The following is an 11,022-nucleotide window of genomic DNA, read 5'->3' as shown; positions in this document are numbered from 1 at the left end:
TGGCACCCGTGACCGTGATGGCCAAAGGAACGCCGCGCGCATCTACGACGATGTGCCGTTTCGACCCGAGCTTGCCCCGGTCTGTCGGGTTGGGGCCGGTTTCCTGGCCCCCCGGGGGCTGGAAACACTGGCGGCATCAAGACTCGCCCGTTCCCAATCAATCTGGTCATGCTCACGCAAGCGGCGAAGCATCGCCCGATGCAGCTTCTCCCACACGCCTGCGGCTTGCCAGTCGCGTAGTCTTCGCCAGCAGGTCATCCCGCTGCCGAAGCCCAATCCTTTCGGCAAGTATTCCCATGGAATACCTGTTTGCAGGACATACAGGATGCCGTTCAATGCTGCGCGGTCGTCCACCGTCCGGCGGCGGCCTCCTTTGGGCGACGGCGTGAACACCGGAATCAGCGGCTCAAGCGCTGCCCATAACTCGTTACTGATTTTTCGTCTGGCCATACCGCCAGGATATGGCTTTCATGGCTTCACGTCCAGGTTGTGTTAGCCGCTCTTAGTCCCGAGCCTTTTCCGCCTCCTGATACAACTCGCGCAGCGACTGCCCGAAGGTGGCGTCGACATCGCGCAGCACGCCCGCGCGCGTGAACATGGCCACGGGTGGCAGCGTCCAGTCAAGCGTGTAAGGCACGATCGCCACGCCCGCGAAGTGCACGAGTTCCTCGGCAATGTCGGCGGGTACGATCGACACGGCGCTGTCATTGGCGACGATCATTTCGCCAATGAGCCGCGCCGTGTAGCTCTCCACGATAGGCACGGGCGGCGCGACGCCCGCGTGCAGAAAAAGATCGGAGATCTGTTCGCGTATGGGCGTGTGCGGCGCGCCGAGTATCCAGTCGAGTTCGACGAGCTTTTGCCAGTCGAGCTTGTTGCGCGCGAGACGCGCAGCAAGCCGACGGCTCGCGATGAGCCGCGGCTTTTGCTGATGCAATACCTCGAAGCGCAACTGTGCGACGTCGACCGCGGACGAGGCGCGCCCGATCACGATATCGAGCGTGTGGTCGCGCAACTGCGGCAGCAGCGCATCGCTCGTGCCTTCGTGGATCGTCATGGTGATGCGTTGCGGCAGCCGCGACTGCGTGAGGCGGATCGCGGACGCGAGCGTGCGCCCCGAGATGAAAGGAATCACGCCCACGTGCAGCCGCGCGGCGTGGCCCGCCACCACGGCTTCGATGTCGCGCGCGAGGTGATCGAGGTCGTGCAGCATGGCCTGCGCGCGCGCGAGCACGACGTTGCCGAGCGCCGTGGGCGTCATGCCGCGCGACGAGCGTTCGAAGAGCGGCGCGCCGAACATGCTTTCCAGTTCGGTAAGCGCGTTGGTGACGGCGGGCTGGCTCGTTGCCATGTGCTCCGCCACGCGCGTGAGCGAGCCGTGCTGGCGGATCTGCAGGAGCAGGACCAGATGGCGCATTTTCAGGCGCGTATTCAACCGCCTCGTTACTTCGTCGATGCTGAAAGACACGATACCCCGGGTATCAGAAAAAAATGATGGCGCCATACTAAATCAAAATGGCGGGCTTATGACGGCACTCTAGAATCGCCTCATCCGAACACGCCGCAGTCGCGCCGGCCTCCAGCCGTGCGAGCCGGCTCCATTATCGAGTGAGGAACATGAACAAGACCGATCGTCAGGCCGCTCTGGAATATCACGCGTTTCCCACGCCGGGCAAGATCTCGGTGACGGCCAGCAAGCCGCTCGTCACCCAGCGCGACCTCGCGCTCGCCTATACGCCGGGCGTGGCCGTCGCCTGCGAGGAAATCGTCGAAGATCCGCAGAACTCGTTTCGCTACACGAGCCGCGGCAATCTGGTGGGCGTCATCACGAACGGCTCGGCCGTGCTGGGCCTCGGCAATATCGGCGCACTGGCCTCCAAGCCGGTGATGGAAGGCAAGGCAGTGCTCTTCAAGAAGTTCGCGGGCATCGACGTGTTCGACATCGAGGTCACCGAAAGCGATCCCGACAAGCTCGTGGACATCATCGCGAGCCTCGAAGCGACGTTCGGCGGCATCAATCTGGAAGACATCAAGGCGCCCGACTGCTTCACGGTCGAGCGCAAGCTGCGCGAACGCATGAAGATTCCCGTCTTCCACGACGATCAGCACGGCACGGCCATCACCGTTTCGGCCGCGTTCCTGAACGGCCTGAAAGTGGTGGGCAAGGATATTTCGAAGGTCAAGGTCGTGACATCGGGCGCAGGCGCCGCGGCGCTCGCGTGTCTCGATCTCATGGTCGATCTGGGTCTGCCGCTCAAGAACATCTGGGTGACCGATATCGACGGCGTGGTCTACCAGGGCCGCACGACGCTGATGGACCCGGACAAGGAACGCTTCGCGCAGGACACGTCCGCGCGCTCGCTTTCCGAAGTGATCGAAGGCGCAGACGTGTTCCTCGGCCTTTCGGCCGGCGGCGTGCTGAAGGCCGACATGGTCAGCAAGATGGCCGACAGGCCGCTGATTCTCGCGCTCGCGAACCCGACGCCCGAAATCTTCCCCGAGATCGCGCTCGAAGCGCGCCCGGACGCGGTGATCGCCACGGGCCGTTCGGACTTCCCGAACCAGGTCAACAACGTGCTCTGCTTTCCGTATATCTTCCGCGGCGCGCTCGACGTGGGCGCAACGACCATTACGCGCAAGATGGAAATCGCGGCCGTGCATGCGATCGCGAAACTCGCCGAAGAGGAACTGAACGACTCCGTGGCCGCCGCATACGGCGCCTACGATCTGCGGTTCGGCCCGAAGTACCTGATTCCGAAGCCCTTCGATTCGCGCCTGATCGTGCGTATCGCGCCGGCGGTGGCAAAGGCCGCCATGGAAGACGGCGTGGCCACGCGTCCTATCGACGACTTCGGTGCGTACACGAACGAGCTGCAGCAGTTCGTCTATCACTCGGGCGCGTTCATGAAGCCGATCTTCGCGGCCGCGAAGCAGTTCGTGCGTGACGGCGGCAAGTCGCGCATCGTGTTCGCCGAAGGCGAGGAAGAGCGCGTGCTGCGCGCGGTGCAGGTGATCGTCGACGAGAAACTCGCGCGCCCGATCCTGATCGGTCGCCCCGAAGTGCTGCTCGCCCGCATCGAGAAGTTCGGTCTGCGCCTGAAGCTCGGCGAGGACGTCGAGGTCACGAATCCCGAGTACGACGAGCGCTTCCACCAGTACTGGACGACTTACTGGGAACTGCGCTGCCGCGACGGCATTTCGAAGGAAATGGCGCGCGTGGAAATGCGCCGCCGCCTCACGCTGATCGGCGCGATGCTGGTGCGCCTCGGCGACGCGGACGGCATGGTGTGCGGCACGGTCGGCGCGTATCACGATCACCTGCGCTTCGTCGACGAAGTCATCGGCATGCGCCCCGACGCGAAGACCTACGCGGCGATGAACATCCTGCTGCTCGACAAGCGCACGGTCGCGATCGTCGACACGCACGTGAACGACAATCCGAACGCCGAGCAGATCGCGGAATTCACGCTGGCGGCGGCGCGCCAGATGGAATGGCTCAATCTCGCGCCGAAGGTCGCGCTGCTTTCGCGTTCGAATTTCGGCTCCGGTAGCTCGGCTTCGGGCGCGAAGATGCGCGAAGTGCTCAAGCTCGTGACGGAAAAGAATCCCGATCTGGAAATCGACGGGGAAATGCACGGCGACTGCGCGCTCGACGAAGCGTTGCGCCTGCGCATCCTGCCGCATTCGAGGCTCAAGGGCGCGGCGAACCTGCTGGTGTGCCCGAACGTGGACTCGGGCAACATCGCCTACAACCTGCTCAAGACGGGCGCGGGCAGCAACGTGGCGGTCGGACCGTTCCTGCTGGGCGTGAACGCGCCTGTGAACGTGCTGACGTCGAGCTCGACGGTGCGCCGCATCATCAACATGGCCGCGCTGACCGTGCTGCAGGCCAATCGCGACTGAGCGTGAAAGCGTGAATGGGACGCATGTGACGCGTCCCGACGAAAGCGCGCGATGGCCCGAGGCCATCGCGCGTTTTTTTTTGCGCCGAAGGTTCAGGCCGCCGATCCGGCGAGCTTGTCGTCGATCAGCCGGCAGGCGGCGCTGTAACCGCCCATCAAGGCGTCGATATCGGAATTGAATGGAAGTCCGGCGGCGTCGCCGACTTTCAGCGCCTGCGCGGGAAAGACGGAAGGGTCGTTCGCGGCGATTCTCACCATGGCCGCGTAACGCGGGTAGAGAGGGCGTTTGATTTCGGAGCGTTCGAGCGGGACCGAGCCATTCGCTTCGACGCTGACCTGGATCGCGTAGCCGCGATATTCGTAAGTGCGATTCATGACTGCGTTGCCGTGCTGGTTGCAGCTTGCAAGCGTACGGAAGCCGGCTTAAGTCAAGCTTACGAAAATATTGAATAAACCGGAATGGACCTTTGCTTCGTTACGCATGAATCGAAGCAAGGCGAAAGGTAGCGAAAGGAACGGGTTAGACAGGACCGCAAAGGATTCCATCCTGCCAGGAAAGTTGTGCGCATGCTCTCCGGCTTAAGGTTCTCTTCAGCCAGGTGCTGGCACGATCGTCTAACCCCACGCAGCTTCGCGTGTTGCCATGTGCCGGACATTTGCATGGCGTAGGGTGGAGCCAGCCAGACTGGATATCGTTGTCCAAGTAACTTGCTGGAGCGCAGCCCCATGAAGCCGCCGACCGTTCGCCTGCAAGCGTACCTGTTCGTCGCTTCGCTTTCGGCGATGCTGATTCAGGTCGCCGTGTTCGTTTCCATCATGCTGTTGCACGTGCCGGAGCGCGCCTTCGAATCGACGCCGTTTCGCGCGGCCGTGCTCGCCGCGCTGGGCTGCGCGATGCTTGTCGTGCGCAGGCAGCGTCTGCGCGTCGCGCGGGAGGCCGATTCCCGCAGCCGCAGCCAGGCGAAGCTGCGCGCCGCACGGGCAGCGCGCGCCTCGATGCGCGCGGCTGCCCAGCCGCTGCGCGCTCGCCACCCCGCGCCCGCGGCGCGTACCGGGGCGAGCTTCAGCCGTCGACGGGCGGTGCGGGCATTTCCAGGTTGAGCTGATAGAACGCGGCGTCGAGCCAGCGGCCGAATTTGAACCCCACTTCCTTGATCGTGCCCGCGTGCGTGAATCCCAGTTTGGTATGGAGGGCGATGCTTCCGGCATTGGCGGCGTCGATGCAGCCTACGACCACGTGAATCTGGCGTTCGCGGGCACGCCGGATCAGTTCGTGCAGCAGGCGCTCGCCCAGCCCGCGGCCGCGATGGTCGCGGTGCACATAAACGCTGTGCTCGACCGTGTACTTGTTGGCGGGGAATGCGCGGAACGTGCCCCAGCTCGCGAAGCCGAGCAGCGTGCCGGCCGCGTCGACCGCGCCCACTACAGGAAAGCCGTTTGCGCGCTTGGTGCCGAACCAGGCGGCCATCGCCTCGGGCGGACGCGGCTTGTAGTCGTAGAGCGCCGTTGAGTTGACGATCGCGTCGTTGAGGATCTCGAGAATCGCTGGCGCATGTTCCGCTTCGTGACAGTCGATGAAGCGCACGTCATCGTTGCGTGACTTCGAATTCATAGGGAATCCTGTTTAAATGAAAAGGGTGGCGGTTTCGCCATATGGCGTCGATTTGGCGTCCATTCAGGTGCGGCCCATGTCGCAGATGGCAACGACGTAGCGCGCGGCACGTATGCCTGGATTGCTGAAAATCAGCGGGTGTTCGAGCCGCATGGCGAGGCAGTCGCCTGGATGAAGCGAATGCCGTTGATCGCCTAGCTCCACATCGATGCGTCCTTCCCTCACCCAGACCTGCTGGTGAATCACATTTTCGCGGCCGCCGGTTTCGTAGGCAACGCGCGCGCCGGCCGGGAAATCCACCTCGACGAGCTGGATCGGCGACGGCCAGTTGGGCGGCGACACGCTCCTGCGCGTGTAGCCCGACTGCGGATCGCGCCACTGCGCCTGCTGTTCGCGCCGCACCAGGGGCTCCGCGGGCGCGGTTTCGCCGGTCGCGCCAAAGAGGCTCGCCATCGACACGGAGAGACCCGCCGCGAGCTTCTCGAGCACGACCGCGGTGGGGCTCGCGCCGCCGCGCTCGATCATGGAGATCATCGAGCGGCTCACGCCGCTGCGCGCGGCCAGCGCATCCAGCGTCAAGCCGCGGGTGGAGCGCAAGTCGCGCACGCAGCGGGCGATTCGCTCGTTGATTCCCGTGTCGGTCGAATTGTCCATCGGCTCGAATTCCAAGATAATGGATTGATTGTCCATCAAAATGGAAATTGAGGTCAAGAAAAAGCGCGCGACCCGAGACCCGGGCCGCGCGCTCAGGGCGTCACGGCTTTTCCGGCAAGAACCAGTTCATCACGAGCGCGCAGATGCCGCCGGTGGCGACGCCCGACTCGAGCGCGTTCCTGAGCGCGTGCGGGAGGCTCGTCAGGATTTCCGGCACCTGGGAGACGCCAAGGCCCAGCGCCAGCGAAACGGCGATGATGAGCAGGGCGCGGCGGTCGAGGCGAACGCCCGCGAGAATGTTGATGCCCGACGCGGCCACCGCGCCGAACATCACCATGGCCGCGCCGCCCAGCACGGGCTCGGGCACGGCCTGCAACACGCCGGCCACGGGCGGGAACAGGCCCAGCAGAACGAGCATGCCCGCGATCCAGAGGCCCACGTGGCGGCTGGCGATGCCGGTGAGCTGGATCACGCCGTTGTTTTGCGCGAACACGGAACTCGGGAACGTGTTGAAAACGCCGGCCAGCAGCGAACTGAAACCGTTGACGAGCACGCCGCCCTTGATGCGGCGCATCCACACGGGGCCCTCGACCGGCTCCTTCGAAATCTTGCTGGTGGCCGTGACGTCGCCGATCGCTTCGAGCGAGGTGACGAGGTAGACGATCAGCATCGGCACGAAGAGCGGCCACGAGAAGCCCAGGCCGAAGTGCAGCGGCGTCGGAATCTGGAACAGCGCGGCTTCGCGCGCGCCCGTGAAGTCGAGGCGGCCAGTTGCGCCCGCAACGATATAGCCGATGGCGAGCGCGATGACGAGCGCGGTGCTGCGCACCCAGACGACAGGCACGCGATTGAGCGCGATGATGGTGCCGAGCACGAGGCCGGAAAGCATGAGGTTCCCGACGCTGGCGAAATTGCCCTTGGCGATGGCGCCATAGCCGCCGCCCATGCTGACGAGGCCGACCTTGATGAGCGTGAGGCCGATCAGCAGCACGACGATGCCGGTGACGAGCGGCGTGATGAGGCGCTTGATGAAGGGCAGGATGCGCGAAACCGCCATTTCGACGAACGAGCCCGCGATGACGACGCCGAAAATCGCGGCCATCACGGTTTCGACGGAGGTGCCCTGTTTGACCATCAGGCTGCCGCCCGCGATGAGCGGGCCGACGAAGTTGAAGCTCGTGCCCTGGACGATGAGCAGGCCCGCGCCGAGCGGCCCCACGCGCTTGCACTGAAGAAACGTGGCGATGCCGGAGATGACGAGCGACATCGAGACGATGAGCGTGGTGTCGCGGCTGGAGACGCCCAGCGCCTGGCAGATCAGGAGCCCCGGCGTGACGATGGGCACGAGGATCGCCAGCAGATGCTGGAGCGCGGCCACGAACGCGAGGGTCGGGGCGGGGTGGTCGTGGCCGTAGACGAGATCGTGGGCAGGTTCAGCGTCGTCGGCGCCGCGGGAAGCGGGCCGGGCGGATGAGGCGGATTGCATTGCGAGACCGGTGAAAAGGGAGGTGAAGCAAGGGAGGTGAAGCGGAAAAGTCCGGCATTTTAACGGATGGCGGTGGCGGACTTTCGGCGCGGCCTCTTCGGGGCGCGCCGTTCGACGGCGCGCCATCGGCGCGTTACCTGCCGTTGCGCGCGCGGGCCTGTTCGGCGAGCGCCTTGTAGTCGTAGGTGGGATAGAACTCGGTGCGGTAGCCGCCCCACGCGGTTTCCTCGATCGCGCGGTTCACTTCGCGCAACCGGTCGGCAGGCACGCGCAGCGTCACGACCTGGCCGATGCCCATCATCACGTACCACGAGACCACTTCAACGCCGGGCGGCGGAAAAGCCTTGTAAAAACCCTGCTCGGCCAGTTGCTGATTGATTTTCGGCAGGGGCTTCGACTCGTCGTGTTTCAGGAATATCGTGAGAAGGAAGGTGCCGTCGCCGGCGGGCGCGGCGGGCGGCGGCCCTCCGGCGTTCGTTTGCGCGGCGGCGGGCAACGGGGCCAGCATGGCGGCGGCGGCGGTCAAGGTGGCGCCGGCAATCCATTTGCGTACGGCATGCATCGGCTTTCTCCTGAATCAGGTGGGCACAAGAGCGGGGAAACCGGTTGCGGCGAACCGGGCAAGTTGCTCGCATCATGCCACCGGCGTTTGCCGCGCGCCGCGACCTCATGCAGTGCCCCGCAACGCACAGGCCCGAAAGCGGGGCCGCGGCAGCAACGCCGATAGCCCTTACAATAGGGCCGGTCCTCACATGCCTGCCAAACGAGCCCATGACACGAGATCCTCGCCTCACCCTGAACGCGCGCCAGCAGGAAATGCTCGAATGGGTGCAACGCGACGGCTTCGTTACGGTCGACGATCTCGCCTCGCATTTCGACGTCACGCCGCAAACGATTCGGCGCGACGTGAACTGGCTCGCCGACATGAATCTGCTGCGCCGCTATCACGGCGGCGCGAGCCTGCCCACGAGTTCGGAGAACGTCTCGTACAGCGCGCGTCAGCACATGTTCCATGAGGAGAAGCGGCGTATCGCGGCGCTCGCGGCTCAGCAGATTCCCGATCAGGCGTCGCTTTTCATCAATCTGGGCACGACGACCGAGGAAGTCGCGCGGGCGCTCAATCATCATCGGGGCCTGCGCGTCGTCACGAACAACCTCAACGTGGCGAGCCTGATGAGCGGCTATCCCGACTGCGAAGTGATGATTACGGGCGGCGTCGTGCGGCCTTGGGACAAGGGCATCGTCGGCGAGCACACCATCGACTTCATCCGCCAGTTCAAGGTGGATTACGCGATCATCGGCACCTCGGCCATCGAAACCGACGGCACGCTGCGCGACTTCGACACGCGCGAAGTGCGTGTGGCGCAGGCCATCATCGAGCACGCGCGCACGGTCTACCTCGTAGCGGATCATTCGAAAGTTGGCCGCCCGGCGCTCGTGCGCCAGGGGCATCTGAGCCAGATCCACGCGCTTTTCACTGACCAGCCGCTGCCCGCCGAAATGAACGAGGCGGTCGTGGCGGCGGGCACCCAGGTTCACGTCGCGGCCTAGCCTCGCGACGGCCGTTTTCCCTCCGCGCCGGCTCGGCGCGTTTTCCCGATTCCCTCTCCCAAGCGCGGCGCACTTCTCGTCCGGGCCTCCCGTCGAACAACGCAAGCGATTCGATCCCTATTTTCGTTTTCGCTCGGATGCGCGCATTTTGGGCGCGGGCGTCCGCCAAATCGAACCTTTACTTTTTCGTTTATGTTCGATAAATTTCGAATTCGAACATTTTGAGGTTCGATTTTCTTTCAGGGACAGCAGGTGACTCAACAGAACCGGTACGATCTGCTCGTCGTGGGCGGCGGGATCAACGGCGCGGGCATCGCGCGCGACGCGGCCGGTCGCGGCCTGTCGGTGCTCCTTTGCGAGCAGGACGATCTGGCCTCGCATACTTCATCGGCCAGCACCAAACTGATTCACGGCGGATTGCGCTATCTCGAGTACAAGGAGTTCGGGCTCGTGCGCAAGGCGCTGCAGGAGCGCGAAACGCTGCTGCGCGCCGCGCCCCACATCATGTGGCCGCTGCGTTTCGTCATGCCGCACATGCCCAACCTGCGTCCCGCATGGCTCATTCGCATGGGCCTCTTCCTGTATGACCATCTTGCGAAGCGCGAACTGCTGCCGGGCTCGCGCGGCATCGACATGCGCCGTCACGCGGCGGGCGCGCCGCTCGTCGATTCGATCCGGCGCGGCTTCGTCTATTCGGACGGCTGGGTGGACGACGCCCGCCTCGTCGTGCTCAACGCGCTCGACGCGAAAGAGCACGGCGCGCAAATTCTCACGCGTACGAAGCTCGTTTCGGCACGCCGCGCGCACGGCGAATGGCAGGCCGTCCTGCGCCGCCCGGACGGCAGCACCTTCGACGTGCGCGCGCGCGCCGTTGCCAATGCGGCCGGCCCCTGGGTGGGCGAGGTGCTGCACGGCGCGCTCGGGCGCGGCGCGCAGCACAGCGTGCGCCTCGTGAAGGGCAGCCACATCGTGACGAAGCGCCTGTTCGATCACGATCACGCATACATCTTCCAGAACCCGGACAAGCGCATCATCTTCGCGATTCCGTATGAACACGACTTCACGCTGATCGGCACGACCGACGTCGAATATCGCAACGACCCCGCGAAGGTCTCGATCGACGGCGACGAAACGCGCTACCTGTGCGAGTCGATCAACCGCTACTTCAAACGCAAGATCTCGCCCGCCGACGTGCACTGGACCTACTCGGGCGTGCGCCCGCTGCTCGAGGAAGAGGGGGCGGTCAACGCGTCCGCGGTCACGCGCGACTACAAGCTCGAACTCGACGACGCGGCTGGCGCACCGCTTCTTTCGGTGTTCGGCGGCAAGATCACGACCTTTCGCAAGCTCGCGGAAGAGGCTTCCGGCCTTCTTTGCCGCGCGCTCGGGCATACCGCGCCTTCGTGGACCGCTGGTGCGCCGCTGCCGGGCGGCGACATTGCCCACGCGCGTTTCGAGCCTTTTGCGCAGGATTTCGCGAAGCGCCATGCGTGGCTGCCCGCTGCGCTCGCGCGCCGCTATGCGCGCGCCTACGGCACGCGCGCAGAGCATCTCGCCGGCAGCGCCCGATCGCTCGCGGATCTGGGCGCCGAGGTCGCGCCTGGCATCTACGAAGCCGAGTTGCGTTATCTGCGCGACGCCGAATGGGCCACGCGCGCCGAAGACGTGTTGTGGCGCCGCTCGAAGCTTGGCCTCCATGTCGCGCCGGGCACGCTCGACAGCGTGGCTGCCGCGATCGACGGCTGGTTTGCCGCAACAAGCGCGACGGCGACCGCGCAGCACTGAAGTTCGCCGGCTTCACGCAACGCGTTTTATGC

Annotated in this window: 10 protein-coding genes and 1 pseudogene; 4 read left to right on the top strand and 7 right to left on the bottom strand. The window is 64.8% G+C overall.

What is annotated here, in order from left to right; genetic code table 11:
* Together BLU17_RS20945 and BLU17_RS20940 are read right to left on the bottom strand one after the other, a co-directional pair.
* Window positions 1-450: pseudogene (locus tag BLU17_RS20945) on the bottom strand (IS5 family transposase); the annotation flags it as partial.
* Between the two features lie 52 nt (window positions 451-502).
* Window positions 503-1,417: a LysR family transcriptional regulator gene (locus BLU17_RS20940; RefSeq protein ID WP_425434116.1), complete on the bottom strand. Its 915-nt coding sequence runs from the start codon at window positions 1,415-1,417 to the stop codon at window positions 503-505.
* A 200-nt stretch (window positions 1,418-1,617) separates the two neighbouring features.
* Here BLU17_RS20940 and BLU17_RS20935 point away from each other — a divergent pair, with 200 nt between their 5' ends.
* A complete protein-coding gene (locus BLU17_RS20935; protein WP_092000656.1) occupies window positions 1,618-3,903 on the top strand; it encodes an NADP-dependent malic enzyme in 2,286 nt (761 codons plus the stop codon).
* Between the two features lie 92 nt (window positions 3,904-3,995).
* On the opposite strand, the gene BLU17_RS20930 is transcribed toward BLU17_RS20935, so the two are convergent.
* Window positions 3,996-4,277 carry a hypothetical protein gene (locus tag BLU17_RS20930; RefSeq protein WP_092000653.1) on the bottom strand — a complete coding sequence of 94 codons (282 nt, stop codon included), beginning with the start codon at window positions 4,275-4,277 and terminating at the stop codon, window positions 3,996-3,998.
* A gap of 351 nt (window positions 4,278-4,628) precedes the next feature.
* Between BLU17_RS20930 and BLU17_RS20925 the strand changes: the two genes are divergently transcribed.
* A complete protein-coding gene (locus tag BLU17_RS20925; RefSeq protein ID WP_092000651.1) occupies window positions 4,629-5,003 on the top strand; it encodes a hypothetical protein in 375 nt (124 codons plus the stop codon).
* On the opposite strand, the gene BLU17_RS20920 is transcribed toward BLU17_RS20925, so the two are convergent.
* From BLU17_RS20920 to BLU17_RS20905, 4 genes are all read right to left on the bottom strand, one after another.
* Entirely contained in the window at window positions 4,966-5,514 is a 549-nt protein-coding gene (locus BLU17_RS20920; protein ID WP_092000648.1) for a GNAT family N-acetyltransferase, read from the bottom strand. The two genes, BLU17_RS20925 and BLU17_RS20920, sit on opposite strands and share 38 nt — an antisense overlap.
* A 63-nt stretch (window positions 5,515-5,577) precedes the next feature.
* The gene (locus tag BLU17_RS20915; protein ID WP_092000646.1) at window positions 5,578-6,168 is read right to left on the bottom strand and encodes a helix-turn-helix domain-containing protein; all 591 of its coding nucleotides are present in this window, start codon (window positions 6,166-6,168) and stop codon (window positions 5,578-5,580) included.
* Between the two features lie 100 nt (window positions 6,169-6,268).
* On the bottom strand, window positions 6,269-7,654 hold the full coding sequence (locus tag BLU17_RS20910) for a nucleobase:cation symporter-2 family protein (RefSeq protein WP_092000643.1): 1,386 nt from the start codon (window positions 7,652-7,654) through the stop codon (window positions 6,269-6,271).
* Between the two features lie 133 nt (window positions 7,655-7,787).
* Window positions 7,788-8,216 carry a hypothetical protein gene (locus BLU17_RS20905; RefSeq protein WP_092000640.1) on the bottom strand — a complete coding sequence of 143 codons (429 nt, stop codon included), beginning with the start codon at window positions 8,214-8,216 and terminating at the stop codon, window positions 7,788-7,790.
* A 209-nt stretch (window positions 8,217-8,425) separates the two neighbouring features.
* On the opposite strand from BLU17_RS20905, the gene BLU17_RS20900 reads away from it, so the two are divergent.
* Both BLU17_RS20900 and glpD read left to right on the top strand, forming a co-directional pair.
* Window positions 8,426-9,205, top strand: coding sequence for a DeoR/GlpR family DNA-binding transcription regulator (locus tag BLU17_RS20900; RefSeq protein ID WP_092000637.1), 780 nt, complete (start codon window positions 8,426-8,428; stop codon window positions 9,203-9,205).
* Between the two features lie 252 nt (window positions 9,206-9,457).
* Window positions 9,458-10,990, top strand: coding sequence for a glycerol-3-phosphate dehydrogenase (gene glpD / locus BLU17_RS20895; protein WP_092000634.1), 1,533 nt, complete (start codon window positions 9,458-9,460; stop codon window positions 10,988-10,990).
* Window positions 10,991-11,022: the final 32 nt, after the last annotated feature.

The sequence above is a fragment of the Paraburkholderia lycopersici genome (assembly GCF_900096975.1).
GTDB lineage: Bacteria > Pseudomonadota > Gammaproteobacteria > Burkholderiales > Burkholderiaceae > Paraburkholderia > Paraburkholderia lycopersici.
Note: the sequence above shows the minus strand (reverse complement) of the source record. Positions and strands in the feature narration are given on the sequence as shown.

Excerpts from the sequence above, each read along its gene's own strand:
- BLU17_RS20940 (WP_425434116.1), bottom strand. The coding sequence starts at position 1,417 with ATGCGCCATCTGGTCCTGCTCCTGCAGATCCGCCAGCACGGCTCGCTC.
- BLU17_RS20935 (WP_092000656.1), top strand. The coding sequence starts at position 1,618 with ATGAACAAGACCGATCGTCAGGCCGCTCTGGAATATCACGCGTTTCCC.
- BLU17_RS20930 (WP_092000653.1), bottom strand. The coding sequence starts at position 4,277 with ATGAATCGCACTTACGAATATCGCGGCTACGCGATCCAGGTCAGCGTC.
- BLU17_RS20925 (WP_092000651.1), top strand. The coding sequence starts at position 4,629 with ATGAAGCCGCCGACCGTTCGCCTGCAAGCGTACCTGTTCGTCGCTTCG.
- BLU17_RS20920 (WP_092000648.1), bottom strand. The coding sequence starts at position 5,514 with ATGAATTCGAAGTCACGCAACGATGACGTGCGCTTCATCGACTGTCAC.
- BLU17_RS20915 (WP_092000646.1), bottom strand. The coding sequence starts at position 6,168 with ATGGACAATTCGACCGACACGGGAATCAACGAGCGAATCGCCCGCTGC.
- BLU17_RS20910 (WP_092000643.1), bottom strand. The coding sequence starts at position 7,654 with ATGCAATCCGCCTCATCCGCCCGGCCCGCTTCCCGCGGCGCCGACGAC.
- BLU17_RS20905 (WP_092000640.1), bottom strand. The coding sequence starts at position 8,216 with ATGCATGCCGTACGCAAATGGATTGCCGGCGCCACCTTGACCGCCGCC.
- BLU17_RS20900 (WP_092000637.1), top strand. The coding sequence starts at position 8,426 with ATGACACGAGATCCTCGCCTCACCCTGAACGCGCGCCAGCAGGAAATG.